Genomic DNA, 21,475 nt, shown 5'->3' with positions numbered 1-21,475 from the left:
AAAAGTATTCGGCTTTAACTTGCCCTTCCCTTGAGCAGTGCGCAGAACTATCCACAGCAATGCGCCGTAATTATGAAAGCTCTTGCGGTGCGCTAACGCCCAGAAGTTCAAGCCCATTGCTGAGCACCCGGCGCACACCATCCACAAGCGCGAGTCGAGCCAGCGTCAGTGTCGCGTCTTCGTCGTTAACAAAGCGTAAGCTCGGGTCTTCCTTGCCCTTGCCCCAGAAGGCATGGAATTGAGCGGCCAGTTCATGCAAGTAAAACGCAAGTCGATGCGGCTCGTGTGCCCGGGCCGCCGCAGCTACCTGGCGCGGCCAGGAGCCAAGCATGCGGATGATCTCGATCTCCTCTGCCGTCGCAAGCCGCTTGAGATCGGCCCTCCGCAATGCTTCCTGTGAAATATCGAGCTCCGGCAGGTCGCGTTCCGCATTGCGGAAAACAGAGTAGGTCCGGGCATGGGCATATTGCACATAGAACACCGGATTGTCCTTGGTCTGCTCCTTGACCAGCGCGAAGTCGAAGTCAAGCGGTGCATCGTTGCGGCGGAACAGCAGCATAAACCGGGTGGCATCCACGCCAACTTCATCGACAACATCAGCAAGCGACACCAAATCCCCGGAACGCTTACTCATTTTGACAGGTTCGCCATTGCGCAGCAGTTTGACGAGCTGACAGAACCTCACGTCGGCCGTGGCCTTGCCACCTGAAACAGCCTTCACCGCAGCCTGGATGCGCGTCGCGTAACCCGCATGATCGGCGCCAAGAACGTCGATCAGGGTCGTGAACCCGCGCATCACCTTGTTGCGGTGATAGGCGATATCGGCAGCGAAATAGGTGTAGCTTCCGTCCGACTTGATCAGCGGCCGGTCCACATCATCCCCGAATGCCGTGGCACGGAACAGCGTCTGCTCACGATCTTCCCAATCTTCAGGTGTCTTGCCCTTCGGCGGCTCGAGCCGACCTTCATAGACCAGCCCCTGCTCACGCAACCAGTCCAGGGTGAGGTCGATGTCGCCACCCTGCCCGTGAAGAGTTTTTTCGGAAAAGAACACATCGTGCTCGATATTGAGTTTCTTGAGGTCCGCCTTGATCAGCTCCATCATGGCGGCAAGAACGTGCTGCTTGACCGGAGGCATCCATATGTCTTCCGGCTTGTCCAACAGGCTGTTTCCGAACTCGGTCACGAGCGACCGCCCCACCGGCACGAGATAATCCCCCGGATAGAACCCGGACGGAATTTCTATCGTCTCACCAAGCGCCTCGCGGTAGCGAAGGTAGGCAGACCGCGCCAGGGTGTCGACCTGCGACCCCGCATCGTTGATGTAGTATTCCCGCGTCACCTCATAGCCGGCATAAGCCAGCAGCGAAGCCAACGCATCGCCGAACACCGCACCGCGCGTATGCCCCACATGCATCGGCCCGGTCGGATTGGCCGACACGTATTCGACATTGACCTTTTCGCCCTTGCCAACATCGGCGCGGCCGAAATCGGCGCCCAACTCGGCGACCGAAGCCAGCACCTTGTACCACACATCGGGCTGCAGCCGGAAATTGATGAACCCCGGTCCGGCGACGTCCACCGACGCTACATCAGCATCCCGAGAAAAATACCCGGCCAGCGCTGTTGCGATTTCGCGCGGGTTCTTGCCCAGAGGCTTGGCCACCACCATGGCTGCATTGGTGGAAAGGTCGCCATGGGCTGCATCGCGCGGCGGCTCCACAACCACGCGCGATAAAAGCTCGGCATTGTCTGCCAGCTCGGGAAAGCTCGCTTTCAGCGCATCGGCGACGCGCCCTTCAAAAAGGGCAAACACATCCATGGGAGGAACCTGCGGTCTAACTGGAAATCAGGGCGTGGCGTTAACGGAAATCGGGGCGCTCGTCAAACAAGCGGGAATATTCGTCGAGCGCAAAAGGGTCGGTCATGCCGGCAACGAAGTCGCCAACCACCCTCGCCTGCTTCGCTTGGTCGGCAGCGCTCCGAAACGCGGCCCCCCAGCGTCCCGGCATATCGCCCTCGGCCATATACGCATCGAACAGACGCTCGACAACGGCTTCACTCTCGCGCACCGGCACCATCACGCGTTCGTCGCGATAAACCTTGGCAAAAAGGAAACGCTTGAGTTCAGCCTCTCCCGCCGCCATTTCGGCAGGGAACCCGATCAGCATTCGGCCGGCCTGGCGCACATCGTCGGCACTCTTGAGGTCTGTCTCGGCGATCCTTTCGGCGCCTTCCGCAATAACGCTTTCAATGGTTCGCGTGATCAACCGCCTCTGCACCTCATGCATCTGTCGCTTGCGATCGAGAAGCGGCCAGAGATCCAACACCTCGCGCGCAATCGTCCCCACCAACGGCACATCCACCAGATCTTCGATCGTCAGCAGACCCGCCCGAGCGGCATCGTCGATGTCATGGGCATTATAGGCGATGTCGTCGGCAATCGCCGCGACCTGCGCCTCGAGGCTGGCATAAGTTTCCGGCATTAAGCCACAGCTTGCCGGAATCTCGGCTAGCGCCGCTCCAATATCCTGCCCATGCTTGGAGGCTCCGCCCACCACTGGTCCGTTATGCTTCAGTATGCCTTCGAGCGTCTCCCATGTCAGGTTCAGCCCGTCATGATCGGCATATCGGTTCTCGATCAAGGTCACGACACGCAGCGCCTGCACATTGTGATCGAACCCGCCCCAGGGCGCCATCTTCTCGGCCAGCACCCGTTCGCCGGCATGACCGAATGGTGTGTGCCCCAGATCATGGGCAAGCGCTACGGCCTCGGCCAGATCCTCGTTGAGGCGCAGCGCTCGTGCGATCGAGCGTCCAATTTGGCTCACCTCGAGCGTATGGGTCAGCCGGGTGCGAAAGTGCTGCCCCTCGTGGTGCAGAAACACCTGCGTCTTATGCTGCAGCCGCCGAAAAGCCGTGGAATGGATGATCCGGTCGCGATCACGCTGAAACTCGTTGCGTGTCGGGCTTGCGCTGGGACGATAAACCCGCCCCCGCGTCTGCGCCGGATCGGCGGCGTAGCGAGCCTGCATATCACTCATGCGGGAGAGCCTCTTTTCATCGTCGCCTTACGATATTAAGTTGAACCACAATCCATCGCAGACCGTTTGAGCGTCATGACCGATACCCAACTAGCACCAAATCAAGTCGTTTTGACAGAGCGGGCCGCCAAGCGCATCAACCGCATCGTGGCCAAGGAAGAACCGGGCACGGTGCTGCGCATCTCTGTTGCCGGTGGCGGCTGCTCCGGCTTCCAATATGAATATAACCTCGTCAAGGAAGAGCCGACCGAAGACGATCTGGTCCTCACGCGTGATGGGGCCACCGTCTACATTGATTCGATGAGCCTTGAGTTTATGGGCGGAGCCGAAATCGACTTCGTGGACGATCTGATCGGCCAGTCCTTCCAGATCAAGAATCCCAACGCCATTGCGTCCTGCGGCTGCGGCACCAGTTTCGCTGTTTGATGCGCGGAGTACTGTAGTTTTCGGGTTGCCCCGTCGGATCGGCCATGCCTTCTTCGTCCTGGTGGAACTGGTAAATGCCAGACGCTATGGAGGAAGCAATAATGACCACCGAATTCCTGATTACGGCCTTGATTGTCTGCCTTTTGCCAGGAACTGGCGTGCTTTACACCTTGGCGATCGGATTGGGGCGCGGCTTTAGAGCCTCGATTGCTGCCGCCTTCGGCTGCACATTGGGCATCATTCCTGCCGCGTTGGCTTCGATTGTCGGCCTTGCCGCGATTTTCCACACCAGTGCCCTGGCCTTTCAGCTCCTCAAATACCTTGGCGTTGCCTATTTGCTGTATATGGCCTGGACGATGCTGCGCTCGGGTGGAGCCATGAGCTTGGAAGCTGATCGCGCCTCTGTGCCCATGGCCAAGGTGGCCATAAGCGGCGCGCTGATCAATGTGCTCAACCCCAAGCTCAGCCTGTTCTTTCTCGCCTTCCTGCCTCAATTCGTCTCGGTCGAAGCCCCCAATGCGACCGCGACGATGCTCTTGCACGCCGCCGTCTTCATGGCGATAACCTTTGTCACCTTCGTCGGCTATGGAGCATGCGCCGCCCTCATGCGAGACTATGTCATCTCCCGGCCGAACGTGCTCAAATGGATTCGGCGCAGCTTCGCGGCAACCTTCGGGATTCTCGGACTGCGCCTCGCCTTGTCCGATCGTTAGGAGAAATATCGCATGCGCATCGCCACCTGGAACATCAATGGCATCAATGCGCGACTACAGGCCGTTCTCGCCTGGCTGGACGAGGTGAAACCCGACATTGTGGGCCTGCAGGAGATCAAATGCCTCGACGAGAACTTTCCGCGCCTCGAATTCGAGTCGCGCGGCTACAATGTCGAGACCTACGGCCAAAAGAGCTTCAACGGCGTCGCTCTGCTGTCCAAACTTCCTTTCGATGAGGTCCATCGCGGCCTGCCCGGAAATGACGAGGATCCTCAGTCCCGCCTGATCGAGGGCGTGTTTTCGACTGAGGACGGCGGCGTGGTCCGCGTCTGCAACATCTACCTGCCCAACGGCAATCCAGTCGATAGCGAGAAATTTCCCTATAAGCTCGGCTGGATGGATAGGCTCTACGACTTTGTCGAGCAGCGTCTTGCTTATGAGGAGCCGTTCATCCTCATGGGCGATTTCAATCTTATCCCCACCGGCCGTGACTGTCATGACCCCAAGGCTTGGTGGGGCGATGCCCTTTTCCGGCCTGAAAGTCTTGAAAAATGGCGCCGGCTAGTCAATCTCGGGCTCACCGACGCCTTGCGCGCCACAACCGACGAGCAGGCCTTTACCTTCTGGGATTTCCAGGCCGGTGCATGGCGTCGCAATGCCGGTATCCGCATCGACCACCTGCTGCTTTCACCTCAGGCAGCCGATCGGCTGAACGGCGTCAAGATTCACAAGGATACACGTGGCTGGGACAAGCCTTCAGACCACGTTCCGGTCGAAGGCGATTTCGCTCTCGTCGGGTTCTCTAAGAAGGCGGCCTGAGACTCCCCAGGCCGAGATCTTAAAATCCGGCGAACTGCCCCCCAATGGTGTCGGCCGCCGTCAGCGCTGCTTCGGCATCGGCTGGATCGGCGCTCGCCATTGCTGCATCGGTCAATTCACGGATCCAGCGTTCATCGGGCGTCCCCAGAGCTCCACGCAAGGCGATATTGAGCCACATCAGCCCCTCAGCCGGCTGCGCCACAATTCCCTCGCCCTTGACCAGCAGTTCACCGAGCCGCGCCTGGGCGCCCGGATGCCCCTTGCGGGCTGCCAATGACAGCCAGCGGGCCCCTTGCAGCGGGTTCACGCCAAGTTCGTCAGGGGTAAGGTACAACATCCCCACCCGGTACTGCGCATCGGCATCGCCGAAATAGGTCGCCGCATGCATCAGCAACGTGTGCCCGCGTGAGGCATCTTGCGGAATGCCCGCACCGGGCACCCCATGCATAAAATAATCACCGATCTTGACGAAGGATTGCGCGACAATGTCTGCATCCAGCGAACTTGGGGGCGCGTCGGCATTCTCATTGGCGATGCGCGAAAAATACTGGAAAGCCTTGGCCGGATCTTTTTCGACGCCCGCCCCGGTTTCATACATGGTTCCAAGCTGCCACAGCGCGATCGGCTGGCCGGCAGATGCCGCACCCTCAAGCGCCGAAACCAGGTTGTCGCCGCTCAACTCGGTGGCATTGGCACCATCGAGCATCTGAGCGAGTTCCTGGGCCGCGTCGAGCGCGCTTTGCGCTTGAGCTGGCAACGCCCCGCCGATCGCAAGTAAAGCCGAACAGGCCGCAGTCAGAGCGAACGCGGCACTCCTTACACTGGACATCACACACCTTCTCGCGCCCCGCACCAGCGCCTGTCGCGCATGCTCTAGCGCGCCCGCCGCGTAGCCGGGAAACTTTACCGTATCGAAATGGCCGGCAGATCGTGCGTCCGCCGCCACCCTGTTGCTTTTTATATTGTTTTTTGTTCTGGCGGCCCGCTGCGCCCGTTCGGCCATCGTGATGCACCGAATAGCGCCGCTCGCCACCTGGACCGCGACTGGCGGTCCCTTTACGTCATTGGAGGCAGAATAGCGGTCCATTGTGTCCGCATTAAAGCAAAGGCTTTTTGCGCGAACGGCCAGATTTTCAGCCGCGAGGGCCGAAAAATCACTGCAATGGACTGTGCCGGTCGTCATCTACCCTGCTCCTTGCCCGCCGACGGAAAGTCCTTCCGCATCCGGGCCTGACTGGCAGGCATAGGCGTTTTGAAAGCGCAACACACTGCGCCCCATATCGCCATATCCGCCCACCACCATCCGTTGTCCGGCTGGTTTAGGGTAAGATTGTGGCGCAGTCCCTTAGCAAACCGTGACCGCGCAATCCGCGGTCACGAGTCTTATGCGCATGTAGCAAAATTGTCACAAGAGCACGGCTTACCTCTCTCAAGAGAGGCTATCGAGCGCCTGGCGAAGCTTCTCCCGTCGCGCTTGCGCCTCGGCTAAACGCTCCTTCTGCTCCTCGATGATTTCCTCTGGCGCCTTGGCGAGAAACTGCTCGTTTCCAAGCTTTTTTTGCAACCCGCCAATTTCGCCGTCGAGCTTTTTCACGTCCTTGTCCAGCCGCTGCCGTTCGGCGGAAATATCGATGAGATCTGCAAGCGGAAGCCCCCAATTGGCTTCGCCAACGACGAACTGCGCCGAGTTTTGCGGAATGGTCGCATCAGTCTCGATTGTCGAAACGCGCGCGAGCCTCTCGATCGCCGCCCCATGGGATGCGATGCGCTTCACCGTCGCCTCATTCGCGCCGACGACCACCAGCGGCACCTTCGCACCGGCAGGAACGTTCATTTCGGTGCGCACCGAACGAATCGCCGAAATCACCTCGATCAGCCAATTGAGTTCGGCTTCTGCCGCCGGATAGGCGATGGCGTCCAGTTCGGGCCAGTCGGACAGCATCAGGTATCCATCCCGCGCCGGACCAACCTTGCCGGTTTCCGCCCACAGCTCTTCGGTCACAAACGGCATGAATGGGTGCAGCATTTTGAGGATCTGATCCAGCGCCCAGGCCGCCGTCGCGCGTGTTTCGGCCTTGGCCGCCGCGTCGTCGCCGGAAAGAGTTGGCTTGGCCAGTTCCACGAACCAATCGCAGAACGTACCCCACACGAAATCATAGGCGTGATTGGCAGCCTCGTTGAATTTGTAGTCCTCGATCGCCCGCGTCACATTCGCCGCGGCCCGCGACGTCGCGCCTGCAATCCATTGATTGAGCGAATCCGAGAGCGCCGCCGGATCGAATCCTTCGACCCGCACGCATTCGTTCATCTCGAGGAACCGCGCCGCGTTCCAGAGCTTGGTGACGAAGTTCCGGTAGCCTTCCACCCGCGAGGTGGCAAGCTTGAGGTCCCTACCCTGCGCCGCCATTGCCGCCAGCGTGAACCGCGTTGCATCCGCGCCATAGGCGTCGACCAGTTCCAACGGATCGATGACGTTGCCTTTCGACTTCGACATCTTCTGGCCCTTCTCGTCGCGGACCAGCGCATGCACATAGATCGTCTCGAAAGGTTCTTCACCCGTAAATTCAAGACCCAGCATCATCATTCTGGCAACCCAGAAGAAAATGATGTCGAACCCGGTGACCAACGTCGATGTCGGATAGTAGGCCTTGAGCGCGTCGGTCTCCTTGGGCCAGCCCATGGTCGAAAAAGGCCAGAGCCCGGACGAAAACCAGGTGTCCAGCACGTCTTCGTCGCGCGTCAGCTCTACGGCCTCGCCGTAGTGAGCCTCAGCCGCCCTGCGAGCTCCCGCCTCGTCATAGTCGACGAAGACCTCGCCATCGGGACCGTACCAAGCCGGAATCTGGTGCCCCCACCAGAGCTGGCGCGAGATACACCAAGGCTGTATGTTCTCCATCCAGTTGAAATAGGTGTTCTCCCAGCTCTTGGGCACGAACTTGGTCCGCCCTTCACGCACCGAGGCGATCGCCGGCTGCGCCAGCACGTCGGCCTTGACGAACCATTGGTCGGTCAGGAACGGCTCGATCACCACTTTCGAGCGGTCCCCGAACGGCTGCATGATCTTCTTGTCTTCGACCTTGACCATCAGCCCTTCGGCATCGATGTCGGCAACGATACGCTTGCGCGCTTCATAGCGGTCCAGGCCGCGATATTCGTCCGGCACGATATTGATCGCGGTCGTGGTCTCATCGTCGAATTCGATCTCGCCGCGCGCGATCGCCTGAGCGATCTTCGCCTGCTCGGCATACGGCGCCCCATCGGCCCGCAGGGTGGCCTTGGTGTCGAGCAGCGAGTACATCGGAATATTGTTGCGCCGAGCCACTTCGTAGTCGTTGAAGTCATGCGCGCCGGTGATCTTGACCGCACCCGAGCCGAATGTGGGATCGGGATATTCGTCGGTGATGATAGGAATCAGCCGGCGATGCTCCTTCGGCCCCACCGGAATTTCGCACATCTTGCCAACGATCGGCGCATAGCGCTCGTCGTCGGGATGCACGGCGACGGCACCGTCGCCCAGCATGGTTTCGGGGCGCGTCGTGGCGATCGAGATGTAGTCGCGCTCTTCCTCGAAGATCACGTTCCCGTCGGCATCTTTCTCCACATAGGTGTAGGTCTCACCGTCGGCCAGCGGATATTTGAAATGCCACATATGGCCGTTGACTTCGGTATTCTCCACCTCGATATCCGAGATCGCCGTCTCGAACCGCGGGTCCCAGTTGACCAGTCGCTTGGCGCGGTAGATCAACCCCTTGCGGTACATCTCCACGAACACACGCAGAACCGCTTCGGAAAGCCCTTCGTCCATGGTGAACCGCTCGCGCGACCAATCGCACGAAGCACCCAGGCGCTTGAGCTGATTAAGGATCGTTCCCCCGCTCTCCGCCTTCCACTCCCAGACCTTTTCCAGGAATTTCTCGCGGCCGATCTCGCGTCGCCCCGGCTCCTGCCGCTCCATCATCTGCCGCTCGACCACCATCTGGGTCGCAATGCCCGCGTGGTCGGTACCCGGCTGCCAGAGCACGTTCTTGCCGCGCATGCGCTCGAAGCGGATCAGCACGTCCTGGATGGTGTTGTTGAGCGCATGGCCGATATGGAGCGAGCCGGTCACGTTGGGCGGCGGAATGACAATCGAATAGCTCTCCGCTCCAGGCCTGCTGCCCGCCCCAGCCTTGAAGGCTCCCGCTTCCTCCCAGGCCTGGTAAATGCGCCCCTCAACCGAAGACGGTTCGTAGGTCTTTTCGATCATCTTTGCCGATACCTGTCACACTTGATGCTTCCTGCAGAAATACCCTTCCGCGGTCTGGAAGCGCGATAGAACAAACGCTTGAACCGTCCGGCGCCACGCCAAACGATCTGACCCGCTCCGGGCCTGGAGCGGGTCTGAAAAGGAATTCAGCTTCTGTGTAAAGCCAAGCCGGCGGGCGAAGTCAACCGCCGCGCGAAACCCGCTCGATCTCCTGAGCGACGATGCGCTCAACCATGGAGGGAAGATTTTCTTCCAGCCATTCCTTGAGCATGGGGCGCAACATTTCGCGGATCATCCCTTCGATCGTCAATCCGCTTGCCCCAAGAGCGAGGTCCGGCATGAGCTTGGGCGTATTGAGCTTGGAAAAAGCGCTGCGCACGGCCGCGCTCGTTGCCGGTTCGAGCAGTTCCTCGGCCAGATCGCTGCTGAGACCTGCATCCGGCATCGGAGCAGCCTGCGCAAAGCTTGCCGGCTTGGCCTCAGCCTTGGCTTGAGGCTCTGTCTCGGGCTGCGGTTCCTCGTCCTTGTCCTGTTCGAAAGCAACGTCGTCCGGAACCACCAGTTCGGCAGCGCCTTGAAGGCTCTCAGCAGATGGCATGTCTTGTTCTTCCGCCTGAGGTTCAGGCTCAGCCGGAGGCGCATCTTTGACGATCTGTTCCGGCGAAAGCGCCAAAGGCGCGACGACGTCATCGTCGTCATCACTGAACGGATCGATATCGGTGGCTACCGACATAGGTGCGGAAACCGGCTCGGGCGCCGGCACCGGCTTTAGCACGGCTGGCTTGCTCGACGGCATTTTCTGCGCCGCCGCCTCGTCGTCATCGGCGATGATCTGCCGGATCGACGAGAGAATCTCGTCCATGGTCGGTTCTTTGGATGCCGGCTGGTTCATGTTGCCCCGCTCTCTGGCGCCTCGGAGCATTTCCGAGAACGCCATCACAAACTCTCTGGCCAAGATGGCCGTTACTCGATGCTAAGCGTCCAACGGCGAAATTGTTGATTCGCTTTACAATACCTTAACGTGAGAGTTTCGCGCCCGGAAAGGGGACGACCCCGCTACCCCGCGGTAATCCACGGAAAAGCGAGGTCATAAGTAGTTTATCGCAGCCCGCTCCAGGCATCGGCCTGGACCGGCGCGGTCGTAACGGGAACGATCACGTCACCTTCAACCGTGCGCGGCTGAACGGGCAGCCCCATCTGAGTGGCGGTCATCCGCCCGGTAGCCGAGAGAAGCGAATAGCTGGCCAGTGCCCGCTGCGCCTGGGCCTGGACAAGTTGCTCTTCTGCAGCCAGCAGGTCCGCGCGAGCATCGAGAACATCCAACGTCGTCGCTTGGCCCAGCTCGTTCTGTTCGATCACCGCTTCGAGCGCCAGTCGGCTGGCGGCAACGGCGGCCGTGGTGGCTTCGATCTGGGCGGTAGCGGTCTGCACCCCTGCCCAGCCGCTGCGAATCGCTTCTTCGAGCGTGTTGTAGGTGGAAAGCGACTGCAACTCGCTGCTGATGCGCGCGAGGTTGGCACGTTCGACACTCGGGTCTCGGCTCGGGGTATAGATCGGAACCGAGAGATTGAGGCCGATCTGCGCCTGCTGGGTGACGCCATCATCCCCCGTAAACCCGCTGACCCCGGCGTTGGCGCTCAGCGAAAGCTGGGGGCCAAAGCTGGCGTCGATCTGGTCGGCCTGATGCGCGGAAGCACGCACCTGCGCTTGCGCCGCGAGCAAGGCCGGATGCCCGGTGCGCGCCGCGGCCAGTGCCGAATCGATCGAACTGGGCATGTTGGCCGTCACGAAACCGCTCGACAGCGCGCCAGGTTCACGCCCGACATTGAGCTGATAGGAAGCTTCGCTCGAAAGAAGGCTGCTGCGGGCGGCCTGGTAGGCAGCGGTCGCCTGTGCCACAGCCGCCTGCGCTTGAGCCACGTCGAGTTCGGTGCCTTCACCGAGCTCCAGCCGATCCCGTGCGGATTGCAACTGGGCCTGAACGAAGCCAAGGTTCTCCTCGGCAATCTGGACCAGTCGCCGGTCGCGCAGAACGTTGAAATAGGATGTGGCGGCGTTCAACAGCACCGTCTGTTCAGTATTGGCTGCCGAAAACGCTTGAGCCTCGTAAGCTGCCTGCGCGGCGAGCATCGCCGCGTCGCTGGCAAAATTATCCCAGAGATTTTGCTGGTAATTGAGTCCGATGCTGTCGCTGGTGGTGCTGCTCGTTCCCCCCATGGGCACACCGCCTGGCCCCGTTGTCTCGGGCGCATTCGTGAACGTCTGATTAATGCTCAGTTGCGCGCCAATCGTGGGAAGGTGCGCGCCGCCCGCCTCGATCACATCCTGCCGCGCCGAACGCACAGCGATGAATGAGGAAGCAATTTCCGGGTTATTTTCATAGGCATAGGCCAGCGCCGAAGTCAGGCTTTGCGCCTGTGCACCCGTTGCCGTAAGCCCCAATAGCGCAACTGCGCCAAATTTCATTACGCGAAAAAACAACATAATCGCGGCCTCCAGCGCCACGCCCCCATACCTATGGGCCTGCTAGTTGGTATTCAACGCCAAATGGACGCCGTATCCAATTCTTATTGTTGGCTACATTGCATCAAGATTGCATCAGTTGTGAGTCGGCAACACCCTGAGGTGATCGCCATGAGCGAGCTTCCGGCTGCGTATCAGAAAACGAACGCTGGCGAGGCCGCATACTTCCCCAAAACCGGCAGGTTCACATTGAACGCCGATGTTCCGCCGACTTCATCTCCGGACTTGACATAGAGATGTGCGACCGCCGCATTTCCGCTGCCCAGGACCGCGACCAATCGTCCGCCATCACGAAGCTGCTCGAACAAGGCGGGTGGTACGATATCAACCGAACCTTCAAGGATGATGACGTCGAACGGCGCTTCCTTTCCGATGCCGTTTTCGATCGGCCCCGCAACCGCGGCCGCGTTGCCGATGTCGAGATCGGCGAGAATATCATTGGCCTTGCCGGCCAGCGTTTCATCGCTCTCCAGTGCCACCACGGCATTGGCCAGCATCGAAAGCACCGCCGTGGAATACCCAGTGCCGCATCCCACATCGAGCACGACATCCTGGCTGCTCACTTCGGCCAGTTGCACGATGCGAGCAAAATCAGCAGGTGCTGCCAACACGCGGCTTGGCGAGAGCGGAATATCCTCGTCGCTATAGGCAAAAGCGACTTGATGGTCGGGCACGAAACGCTCCCGCGGCACGCGATTCATCGCATCGAGAATCCGCCAATCCGTGATTCCGCTGGTCCGCAATTGGTTGTCGACCATGGTGCGGCGAGCACGTGCAAAGTCCACCATCGTTCAATGCCCCAGTCGTGAATGTAGCGCTGATAAGCTGCTCAATACCGTCGCCCGATACCCCGCGCAAGCTTTACTGGATCGCAAGTTTCGGCGCAGCCGCGACGAGGGTCTTGGTATAGTCATGCCGCGGGGCGTCGAGCACCTCCTGCGTCGGCCCCTCCTCCACGATCCGCCCCGCCTGCATCACCAATACCCTGTCGGTAATGGTCCGAACGACCTCAAGATCGTGGGCGATAAAGAGATACGCGATTTGCGATCGCTGCGAGATATCGGCCAGAAGATCGAGCACCTGTGCGCGGATTGAAACGTCCAGCGCCGAAACAGCCTCATCGAGCACGATCAGCGCCGGCTCGACGATCAGCGCCCTCGCAATCGCGATCCTCTGGCGCTGGCCGCCGGAGAATTCATGGATATATCTCTGCGCGGCCTCGGGGCCGATTCCAACCGCATCGAGTGCCCGCGCCACCAGCCCGTCCCGCTCCGCTCCCCGCGGCGCGTCATCTCCCAGCAGATGCAGCGGCTCAGCAACGAGCCGAGCCACCTTATGGCGCGGATCGAACGAACCGTAAGGATCTTGGAAAACCATCTGCATGTCGCGCAACCTTAGCCGCGCCGCTCGTCCCGCCGAGCTTATTGTCTGCTCCGCAAATTCGATCCGCCCTTCGGACAGTGCATCAAGCCCGAGAATGGTTCGCGCCAGCGTCGATTTCCCGCTGCCGCTCTCCCCGACCAATCCCACGCTTTCCCCGCGCGCCACCGTCAGCCCCACGCCATCCAACGCCCGGAACGCTTTACGTGGCCCCAGCCGCAGACCGTGTCCCAGTGGGTACTCCTTAACTGCCCCATCAACCCACAACAGAATCTCTCCGCTCGCTTTCCGCACCGGTCGGCGCGGCACATGCGTTGTCGCAGCCAGAAGCTTCCGCGTGTACCGATGCTGGGGTGCCGCGATCAGATTGGCCGTTGGCCCGGTTTCCACGACTTGCCCAGCCTGCACCACTGCAATCGTGTCGGCCATCTGCGACACCACGGCGAGGTCATGAGTAATCAGCATCAGAGCCATGCCGTCGGTGCGCACCAGGCTGCGGAGCAGATCGAGAATCTGCGCCTGCGTCGTCACGTCGAGCGCAGTTGTCGGCTCATCGGCAATCAGAAGCTTCGGTCGCAGTGCGATGGCGATCGCGATCCCCACCCGTTGCCGCTGCCCACCGGAAAGCTCGTGCGGATACCGGTCGGGAGCGATGCTGGCCAGTCCCACCCGCTCCAGCGTCTCCACTGCCAGCGCCCGCGCCTCTTTCTTCCCCATACGCCGATGCACACGGACAGTTTCGGCGACTTGGTCGCCGATGGTCATCAATGGATTGAGCGCGGTCATCGGCTCTTGGAAGATCATGCCGATCGCCTGCCCGCGCAGTGCGTCCATCTCCTTTTCACCCGCAGCGGCTAGATCCTGTCCCTCGAATAAAATCCGTCCCGTCCGGGCAGCGCCAGACGGCAGCAGCCCCATGATCGATAGCGCCGTTAGTGATTTTCCCGAACCCGATTCCCCGACCAGCCCAAGCACCTTTCCCGCGCCGATCTCAAGCGACACCCCGTCGAGAATCGGTTTGCCGCCGATCGCAAGACTCAACTGCTTGATTTCGAGAAGGCTCATGCCGCCCTCACGCGCAAACGTGGATCGAAAAGGTCGCGCAAGCCGTCTCCGAGCAGGTTGAGCCCCAGCACGGAAAAAACGATCGCAAGCCCCGGCACCAGCGCCACATGCGGAGCCAGCGCGATCATCGTTTGTGCCTCCGCCAGCATCCTGCCCCAACTCGGTAGCGGAGGTTGCGCCCCAAGCCCCACATAGGCCAGTCCCGCTTCGGCCAGGATCCCGAGCGAAAACTGGATCGTGGCCTGCACAATCAACATGTTGGCGATATTGGGCAGGATGTGTTCGAGCGAGATCAGCGCCCTGCCCTTACCCGCCAACCGTGCCGCCATGATGAATTCGCGCTGCCACACCGACAGCGCCGCCCCGCGCGTCAGCCGCGCGAATACGGGTATGTTGAAAATCCCGATCGCGATGATCGCGTTAATCGCCCCTGGCCCGAACACCGCAGTGATGAGGATGGCAATGATCAGCGCCGGAAACGCGAAAACCAGATCGTTCCCACGCATGACCACATCATCGATCCATCTGCCCGACTGTGCCGCGGCAACCAGCCCCAGCGGCACGCCAACCGCCATCCCCAGCCCCACGGCTACAAGCGCAACTGCGATCGAGGTCCGCGCGCCAACGAGAATCATGGAAAACATGTCGCGTCCGAAATGATCGGTGCCCAGCCAGTGTTCTGCCCCAGGCGGCTGCAACCGCGCTCCGACTGAAATCTGCGTGACATCGAAAGGCGTCCAGACCAGCGAGACCAGCGCCATTGCCGCCAACACGCCGGTCAGCACGGCTCCCGTCTTAAGATTGAGTCCCGCCCGCCTCAACGAACGGTCCGCCGCAATCGCGGGTCGATGGCCGCATAGCCGATATCGACGAGGAAGGTCACGACAATGACCGCGAACACCAGAATCATCACCACCGAACGCACGACGATCAGGTCACGGGACGAAATCGCCTGGAACGCCAGCCGCCCCAATCCCGGCAGGTAGAAGACGTTCTCGATGATGATGGCGCCGGCCAGAAGAAAGGAAAACTGCAATCCCATAATGGTCAGCACCGGAATCAAGCCGTTGCGAAACGCATGCCGCCACAGCGCCTGCCGGCGCGAAAGCCCCTTGGCCCGGGCGGTCCGCACATAATCCTCATCGAGCGTATCGATGAGGCTCGAGCGCATCACTCTTGCCAGGATCGCCGCCTGTGGCAGGGCCAGGGCAGTGGCGGGAAGCGTAAGAGCCGCCAGCGCCGCTCCCGGGTCCTCCCATCCTGGAAACCCGCCCGAGGAAAACCAGCGTAGCGTCACCGAAAACAGCAGCACCAACAGCATGGCAAACCAGAAATTGGGCAGCGCGATGCCGACCTGCGCCAGTCCCATCGTGCCGAAATCGACCGGCGTGTCGCGCCCACTCGCCGCGAGCGCGCCGAGCGGAATGCCGATCAGCATCGCCAGCGCGAGCGCATAGATGGCCAGCGGCAGCGACACCCACAGCCGCGCGCCGATCAATTCGGCCACAGGGACGCGGTAGGTGTAGCTGATCCCGAAATCCCCATGCATCATGCCGCCGGCCCAGTCCCAGAACCGCACAAGGACCGGGGCATCCAACCCCAACTGGCTCCGCAGCGCCGCCAGAGCTTCAGGCGAAGCGTTCAGGCCGAGCATGAACCGGGCGGGGTCTCCGGGAAGCACTTCGAGCACGAAAAAGATAACCACGCTGGCCACGGCAAGGCTGACCGCCAGCGAAACCAGTCGCCGCAGGACGAAGCTCACCATGGCGCCGCCCCAAGGGCTTCCATCACTGCACCCAGTGCACCTTGGTCAGATCGGTCGCCTGCGTCGGCGCGTTTACCCATAGGCCTTCGAGTTCCACCCGCTCCACACCCGCCTTGGCGAGCTGGAAAATATAGGCGTTGACGAAATTCTCCGAAATGTTGCGCTGCAGATCGCCCAACAGAGCGTTCCGCGCCTCAGGATCCGCCGTACGGTTCAGCTCATCCCAGATCTCCTGGAATTCGGGCGCGCCATAGCCGAAATAGTAATCCTCGCGCCCATAGATCTCGATATCGAGCGGCTCGGTATGGGAAATGACGGTCAGATCGAAATCCCCATTGCCAAACACCTGCTCGAGCCATTGCGCCCACTCGACATTGACGATCTCGGTCTCGATGCCGACCGCGCGGAGTTGCGCCGCGATGATCTCCCCGCCCCTTCGGGCATAAACCGGCGGCGGCAGGGCCAATGACAGCCGAAGGTCATCGCCGCCGGCTTCAGCCAAAAGCTCACGCGAGCGTTCGGGGTCATAAGCCGATAGCTCGGTCAGATCGACATAGGCAGGATGATGCGGCGCGAAATGCGTGCCGATTGGCGTGCCGTATCCAAACATCGCGCCGTCGATCACTGCCTGCCGGTCGATGGCATGCGCAATAGCCTCTCGCACCAGCGCATTGTCCAGCGGCTCGCGGCGGTTGTTCATGGCCAGAATTGTCTCCCCTTCAGTGGTACCGACCACAACCTCGAAGCGCGGATCGGACTGGAGCTGGATAAGGGTTTCTGGTGCGGGAAATACCGGAAAGGCGTCGACGTCCTCTGCCATCATTGCCGCAAAGGCCGCCGTGGGATCGGAAATGAACCTGAAGGTCGCGCGCTCGAGCAGCGCCGCCTCGCCCCAGTAATCTTCGTTGCGAACCAGGGTCACGCTGTCTCCCTGCCGCCAGCTTTCGAATCGGAATGGACCGGTGCCGATCGGATTCGTCGTGTTGGTGTCAGCGCTTTCCGGCGCCACGATCACCGCATCCCCCCATGCCATGTTGAAGGGAAAATTTCCGTTCGGCCGCGCCAGCGTCACCACCACGGTACTCTCGTCACTCGCCTCGACGCTTTCAATATCGTCAAAGAGGAATTTCTGCGCGTTGACCGAATCCTCGCCGCGCGCACGATCGAGAGAGAAAACCACGTCCTCGGCCGTCAGCGTGCTGTCGTCATGGAAGGTCACGCCTTGCGCGATATGGAACGTGTAGACCAGTCCGTCCTCGGAAACGTCCCAGCTTTCGGCCAGTCCGGGCACGATTTGCCCGTCGGGCGCGAACCGCGTCAGCCCTTCGAAGACGTTGGCATAGACCACTTCATCGATCGCGGCTGCCGCATTTGAGGTTGGATCGAGATGCGGTGGCTCCAGCACCAGCCCCACGACGATATCGGTTCGCTGGGCGAGTGCCGGCGCTGCGGAAAATACCGCCAGAACTAGAACCGTCGCGATCCGAAGAGCTTGGCGCATCGACACTTTCCTTCCGTCCCATGGGCCGGCGGCCGATTCCCGCCGGACCGATCCACTCAACCCTTATGCGCGATCGCTCCGCAAGACAACGGCGGGCGACCTTGTGGAACATTGATGGCGGATCGACATTGTCCTTGCATTCGCCACACTTATATTGACAACGATTGAGTAACGATAGCACGAGGGGTTGGATATGGCCCGCAACGAAAACTCGCTTCTTTTCCGTCTGCGCGCCCGTCGCGCCCAAACGGCGATGACTGCACCGGAGCCTGAGTGGATCGAGAACCTTCGCGATCTGGGCCTCATGCTGTCGGGCATCTATCAGGATCTACGCGGCGATGCGCGCGAGAGCTTCGGCCATTTCCGCCGCTGGGTAAAAGGCGGCGTGCGCAAACTTTTCTCTCCTCGCGACTGATCGGTGTCGATCGACGGAAATGATGAGGCCGGATCGTTTTCCGGCCTTTTTCGTTGTCCGCTTGCAGTTTACCCGGATCTTAAAGTCCATCGACAGGAGACGTGCATGCCCACCACCAAGATAAAATCATCCGCACTTGCCGGCTTAGCTTTGGCCTCGGCCGTGGCTCTGGCTGGTTGTTCGAGTACGGCCAACCCACCCGATACCTCTATGCCACCCCCGGTCGATTGCGGCGCCCAAGCTTTGTCCGGCCAGACAGGTCAGTCGGTGGTTGGCAGCACGCCCCAGGACGTTCGCGTGGGTGGTGAGCCGATCACGGTCCCCGGCAGCCTGCGTGTCATCACCCCAGGCATGGCCGTCACCCAGGATTTCCGCGCCGATCGCCTCAACCTTGAGGTCGATGCTTCAGGCAATCTCGTGCGCGCCTATTGCGCCTGAGCCGGTCCGGGCCGCTCGGCGGCCCGGCTCCCCCTCTTCCTTCGCACCATTTCGACGTTGTGAAGCTTCCCATCCAGCTCAATGTGAAACCTGCAGGGCCCCAGCCGCATTTCCCTCTCATTTCAGGAGGTTGTAATGCGACGGTTACTTTTGGCTTTCACATCCCTGGCGCTCACCATACCGGGCGGCTTGGCAATCGAGTGCCTGAACGGGCAATCGGCAGGCATTCTCACTGTCGAACAATGGGAACTCGGTGAGTCCCAGAGCGAAGGCGATGAAAAGGCCATCAGAGTAACCCTTCAGCCTCAGGGTGATTTGGGTATACGCCTGATCGACGGCACAATTCGCTTCGAGGATGTGCTGGGCGAGAGAATCGGGGAATTCATCCTCGAGCGCGCCGAAGGCATTCCCCCCGCCCGGCCCTACATTCACGAGGATGTCGTCGCCGGCACCGTGCTCGAACGGCTTGAGCAACTCCATCCCGACGATATCGTCACCATCGCCTGTGTCAGCGCTCTCGTTTATGAGGACGGCACGCTCCACGAATTCACGCAATAATGCGCGCGACTATCATTTGCCAAAAAATCGTCACGGTTGAAACAAGCTCGGCCCCTAGAGCTTGTGCGCTTGAATGATCCTTTGGAGGATTAAACTAATGAAAAAGCTCACTTCTGCCGCGCTGATCGTTGTTGGCGCTCTCTCGCTCACCGCCTGCACGTCGACTCAGCACAACATGGCGGGTGCCGCTATCGGTGGCGCGACGGGTGCCGCCGTGGGCGGCGCGGTCGCTGGGACTCCCGGCGCGATTCTCGGCGCAGCCGGTGGTGGCGCTGCCGGCGTGGCGATTTCCGAAGAAATGCGCTGACGCCTAGACTTCGTATCATGCGAACGAATGGGGTTCGGTTCAAGCCGGGCCCCATTTTGTCCGTAGTAACGGACAACATCCAGCCGCGTTTGCAGGCGTTGAACACCTGTCATGCAACTGTCAGATCATCGTAATACTGGAGGAAAGTGGCGGGAGTGACGGGGCTCGAACCCGCGACCTCCGGCGTGACAGGCCGGCGCTCTAACCAACTGAGCTACACCCCCTTGCGTGTCGGAAGCGCTTCGGCCCCCGCAAGGTGGGCTTCGTTTAACGGGGTCCCCTGCCCAAGTCAAGCGGCTTCCCCTCCCCTTTTGCCAAGAAAATGCGCTTTCCCCATTCGCGTGCTCCGACGGCACCCCAAAACATCCGTAAATCCTTGATTTGGCGCGCTCCTTTCCTTTCAAAAAACTGTCGCATGGCACCTGACACTGCTAAAATAATGTTAGCCCCTTGGTCGGAGCACCGTTTATGCGACTCGATGCCATAGCGCTCGCCATCGTCATTGTCTTTGCGCTCCTCTGGCTGGGGGTGGCGATCACTGGCATGCTCTCCGTCGTGCCCTTTGGCGTGTTCGGGCTTGTTCTCATTGCTGTGATTTTTGGATTGCTGGCCGTCGTCATCCATCAGCGGCTCAACAATGCCGAAGATGACCACTACGACAGGACTGTCGACAAATAGGAGCTGCCCGATGATCGTCACCACAGCCGAAACCATCGCCGGTCGCACGATTGGTGAGACCTTGGGAATCGCTCGCGGCAACACCATTCGCGCCCGCCATGTTGGCACCGACATCGTCGCGGGCCTGCGCAATATCGTCGGGGGTGAAGTGCCCGAATACACCAAACTCCTCGCCGAGGCGCGTGAACAGGCTTATGACCGCATGGTTGCCAGCGCTCAGGCCATGGGAGCGGAAGCCATCATCGCCATGCGATTCTCCACCTCTGCCATTTCCCAAGGCGCCGCCGAAATTCTTGCTTACGGCACCGCCGTCAAGCTCGACTGACTTCCAGCCAATGCCCGAACAGCTCGAAATCACATCCACGCTTTCGATTCCGCTCTCCGAGTTGGAGTTGAGTTTCGTGCGCAGTTCCGGGCCTGGCGGCCAGAACGTCAATAAGGTCGCAACGGCGGTGCAGCTCCGTTTCGACGTGCCGGCCTCTCAATCTCTTTCCGAACCGGTAAAGACGCGGCTCCTTGCCAAGGCCGGCGCCCGCGCCACGCGCGATGGCGTCATCATCATCACCGCCGATCGACACCGCACTCAGCCCCTCAACCGCGCCGACGCGCTCACCCGTCTTGCCGAACTGATCCGCTCTGCCACCATCATCCCCCGTAAGCGTCGTCCCACACGCCCCACCCTCGCCTCCAAGCAGCGGCGGATGGACACAAAAACCCGCCGCGGCGCGGTAAAGGCCCTGCGGCAACGTAAGCCATCGGTCGATTGAATCGCAGTCTAAATTGGGGAAGGCTCATCGGCTACCAACCCAAGAGCCCGCATCAAATCTCGGCTGTGAAGAAGAAAACGAAAATCGCCTAAAAGCGATGGTGGGCGATGACAGACTCGAACTGCCGACATCCTCGGTGTAAACGAGGCGCTCTACCAACTGAGCTAATCGCCCTTGCCGCAAAATGCGGAAGCGCGCGGGCTTGAAATATCGCCGGCGCGAATGCCGCGCCTGATTAGGCGCAATCCCCCGTCCCGTCAATAGCGGTCCGGCCAAGCGGAGGGGAAGAAAAGGCAAGACCCCGGATCGAAAACCGACCGGGGTCGCCAAAAGCCGCTAAAAGCAGAACTTATGCGTTCAGCGCGTCCTTGAGGCCCTTGCCGGCCTTGAACTTGGGCTGGTTGGAAGCGGGGATATCGATCTCCGCGCCAGTCGCCGGGTTACGGCCCTTGGTGGCCTTGCGCTGGCTGGCAGCGAAAGTGCCGAAGCCCACCAGACGCACTTCGTCGCCGCCCTTGAGCGCCGAGGTGATGGCATCGAAAACAGCATCGACTGCCGCTGCCGCCTGGGCCTTGGTGAGATCAGCTTTCTCGGCGACCGCCGCGCTCAGATCGTTCTTGTTCATAGCGTTTCCTCACAATGATATGCCCATCCGTCAAAGGACGAGCGGAAGCGGCATCACCCTTTTACGATTCCAGGGCAAAAGCAAGGAAAACTGCGGGATTCAGGCGGTTTTGACGTGCAAAACGGCCTGAAATCCCCCTCCCCCTCAAATTGTGGCAAGCCCCTCGCGATAAAGTTAACCACAAAACGCGCTCCCGCCCGGCGAA

At 60.6% G+C, this 21,475-nt stretch carries 22 protein-coding genes and 2 tRNA genes; 10 read left to right on the top strand and 14 right to left on the bottom strand.

The window, feature by feature from the left end:
• Positions 1 to 70 precede the first annotated feature (70 nt).
• Both argS and NO932_RS09250 read right to left on the bottom strand, forming a co-directional pair.
• The gene (gene argS / locus NO932_RS09255; RefSeq protein ID WP_309210926.1) at positions 71 to 1,822 is read right to left on the bottom strand and encodes an arginine--tRNA ligase; all 1,752 of its coding nucleotides are present in this window, start codon (positions 1,820 to 1,822) and stop codon (positions 71 to 73) included.
• Between the two features lie 40 nt (positions 1,823 to 1,862).
• Positions 1,863 to 3,044, bottom strand: coding sequence for a deoxyguanosinetriphosphate triphosphohydrolase (locus tag NO932_RS09250; RefSeq protein ID WP_309210924.1), 1,182 nt, complete (start codon positions 3,042 to 3,044; stop codon positions 1,863 to 1,865).
• A gap of 75 nt (positions 3,045 to 3,119) precedes the next feature.
• On the opposite strand from NO932_RS09250, the gene NO932_RS09245 reads away from it, so the two are divergent.
• The 3 genes from NO932_RS09245 to xth all read left to right on the top strand — a co-directional run bounded on the left by NO932_RS09245 (position 3,120) and on the right by xth (position 5,002).
• A complete protein-coding gene (locus NO932_RS09245) occupies positions 3,120 to 3,470 on the top strand; it encodes an iron-sulfur cluster assembly accessory protein (RefSeq protein ID WP_309161310.1) in 351 nt (116 codons plus the stop codon).
• A 101-nt stretch (positions 3,471 to 3,571) separates the two neighbouring features.
• Entirely contained in the window at positions 3,572 to 4,183 is a 612-nt protein-coding gene (locus tag NO932_RS09240) for a LysE family translocator (RefSeq protein WP_309210922.1), read from the top strand.
• A gap of 12 nt (positions 4,184 to 4,195) precedes the next feature.
• Positions 4,196 to 5,002 (top strand): exodeoxyribonuclease III, encoded by an 807-nt coding sequence (xth, locus tag NO932_RS09235; protein WP_309210920.1) that lies wholly within the window; start codon positions 4,196 to 4,198, stop codon positions 5,000 to 5,002.
• A gap of 19 nt (positions 5,003 to 5,021) precedes the next feature.
• Here xth and NO932_RS09230 read toward each other — a convergent pair whose 3' ends face one another.
• The 9 genes from NO932_RS09230 to NO932_RS09190 form a co-directional block, all read right to left on the bottom strand.
• Complete coding sequence (locus tag NO932_RS09230; RefSeq protein ID WP_309210918.1) at positions 5,022 to 6,185, bottom strand: tetratricopeptide repeat protein; 1,164 nt, start codon at positions 6,183 to 6,185, stop codon at positions 5,022 to 5,024.
• A gap of 246 nt (positions 6,186 to 6,431) precedes the next feature.
• Positions 6,432 to 9,248: a valine--tRNA ligase gene (locus NO932_RS09225; RefSeq protein WP_309210916.1), complete on the bottom strand. Its 2,817-nt coding sequence runs from the start codon at positions 9,246 to 9,248 to the stop codon at positions 6,432 to 6,434.
• A gap of 181 nt (positions 9,249 to 9,429) precedes the next feature.
• Complete coding sequence (locus tag NO932_RS09220; protein ID WP_309210914.1) at positions 9,430 to 10,110, bottom strand: DUF2497 domain-containing protein; 681 nt, start codon at positions 10,108 to 10,110, stop codon at positions 9,430 to 9,432.
• A gap of 236 nt (positions 10,111 to 10,346) precedes the next feature.
• Complete coding sequence (locus tag NO932_RS09215; protein ID WP_309210912.1) at positions 10,347 to 11,753, bottom strand: TolC family outer membrane protein; 1,407 nt, start codon at positions 11,751 to 11,753, stop codon at positions 10,347 to 10,349.
• 152 nt (positions 11,754 to 11,905) lie between these two features.
• Positions 11,906 to 12,559 carry a protein-L-isoaspartate O-methyltransferase gene (locus NO932_RS09210; RefSeq protein WP_309210910.1) on the bottom strand — a complete coding sequence of 218 codons (654 nt, stop codon included), beginning with the start codon at positions 12,557 to 12,559 and terminating at the stop codon, positions 11,906 to 11,908.
• A gap of 73 nt (positions 12,560 to 12,632) precedes the next feature.
• Positions 12,633 to 14,216, bottom strand: coding sequence for a dipeptide ABC transporter ATP-binding protein (locus tag NO932_RS09205; protein WP_309210907.1), 1,584 nt, complete (start codon positions 14,214 to 14,216; stop codon positions 12,633 to 12,635).
• Positions 14,213 to 14,977 (bottom strand): ABC transporter permease, encoded by a 765-nt coding sequence (locus NO932_RS09200; RefSeq protein ID WP_309211013.1) that lies wholly within the window; start codon positions 14,975 to 14,977, stop codon positions 14,213 to 14,215. The genes NO932_RS09205 and NO932_RS09200 overlap by 4 nt, the downstream gene beginning before the upstream one ends.
• A 56-nt stretch (positions 14,978 to 15,033) precedes the next feature.
• Complete coding sequence (locus NO932_RS09195) at positions 15,034 to 15,981, bottom strand: ABC transporter permease (protein ID WP_309210905.1); 948 nt, start codon at positions 15,979 to 15,981, stop codon at positions 15,034 to 15,036.
• Positions 15,982 to 16,003: 22 nt separating this feature from the next.
• Positions 16,004 to 17,482, bottom strand: a complete 1,479-nt coding sequence (locus NO932_RS09190) for an ABC transporter substrate-binding protein (RefSeq protein ID WP_309210903.1) — start codon at positions 17,480 to 17,482, stop codon at positions 16,004 to 16,006.
• A gap of 193 nt (positions 17,483 to 17,675) precedes the next feature.
• On the opposite strand from NO932_RS09190, the gene NO932_RS09185 reads away from it, so the two are divergent.
• From NO932_RS09185 to NO932_RS09170, 4 genes are all read left to right on the top strand, one after another.
• A complete protein-coding gene (locus tag NO932_RS09185) occupies positions 17,676 to 17,897 on the top strand; it encodes a hypothetical protein (protein ID WP_309210901.1) in 222 nt (73 codons plus the stop codon).
• 105 nt (positions 17,898 to 18,002) lie between these two features.
• Positions 18,003 to 18,335, top strand: coding sequence for an I78 family peptidase inhibitor (locus NO932_RS09180; RefSeq protein WP_309161327.1), 333 nt, complete (start codon positions 18,003 to 18,005; stop codon positions 18,333 to 18,335).
• Positions 18,336 to 18,470: 135 nt separating this feature from the next.
• On the top strand, positions 18,471 to 18,893 hold the full coding sequence (locus NO932_RS09175; RefSeq protein ID WP_309210899.1) for a hypothetical protein: 423 nt from the start codon (positions 18,471 to 18,473) through the stop codon (positions 18,891 to 18,893).
• Positions 18,894 to 18,990: 97 nt separating this feature from the next.
• Positions 18,991 to 19,200: a hypothetical protein gene (locus tag NO932_RS09170; protein WP_309161330.1), complete on the top strand. Its 210-nt coding sequence runs from the start codon at positions 18,991 to 18,993 to the stop codon at positions 19,198 to 19,200.
• A 147-nt stretch (positions 19,201 to 19,347) separates the two neighbouring features.
• Here NO932_RS09170 and NO932_RS09165 read toward each other — a convergent pair.
• Positions 19,348 to 19,424, bottom strand: a tRNA-Asp gene (locus NO932_RS09165).
• Positions 19,425 to 19,668: 244 nt separating this feature from the next.
• Here NO932_RS09165 and NO932_RS09160 point away from each other — a divergent pair.
• From NO932_RS09160 to arfB, 3 genes are read left to right on the top strand one after another with little or no spacing between them, the layout of a single operon-like run.
• Complete coding sequence (locus NO932_RS09160) at positions 19,669 to 19,878, top strand: hypothetical protein (protein WP_309210897.1); 210 nt, start codon at positions 19,669 to 19,671, stop codon at positions 19,876 to 19,878.
• A gap of 10 nt (positions 19,879 to 19,888) precedes the next feature.
• On the top strand, positions 19,889 to 20,203 hold the full coding sequence (locus NO932_RS09155) for a YbjQ family protein (RefSeq protein ID WP_309210895.1): 315 nt from the start codon (positions 19,889 to 19,891) through the stop codon (positions 20,201 to 20,203).
• Between the two features lie 10 nt (positions 20,204 to 20,213).
• A complete protein-coding gene (gene arfB, locus NO932_RS09150) occupies positions 20,214 to 20,645 on the top strand; it encodes an alternative ribosome rescue aminoacyl-tRNA hydrolase ArfB (protein WP_309210893.1) in 432 nt (143 codons plus the stop codon).
• Between the two features lie 98 nt (positions 20,646 to 20,743).
• Here the strand turns inward: arfB and NO932_RS09145 are convergent.
• A tRNA-Val gene (locus tag NO932_RS09145) sits at positions 20,744 to 20,819 on the bottom strand.
• Between the two features lie 175 nt (positions 20,820 to 20,994).
• A complete protein-coding gene (locus tag NO932_RS09140) occupies positions 20,995 to 21,270 on the bottom strand; it encodes an HU family DNA-binding protein (protein ID WP_309161334.1) in 276 nt (91 codons plus the stop codon).
• Positions 21,271 to 21,475 lie beyond the last annotated feature (205 nt).

The organism is Pelagibacterium sp. 26DY04 (assembly GCF_031202305.1).
In the GTDB taxonomy this organism is placed as follows: Bacteria; Pseudomonadota; Alphaproteobacteria; order Rhizobiales; family Devosiaceae; genus Pelagibacterium.
This window is presented reverse-complemented; position numbering and strand designations above follow the sequence as displayed.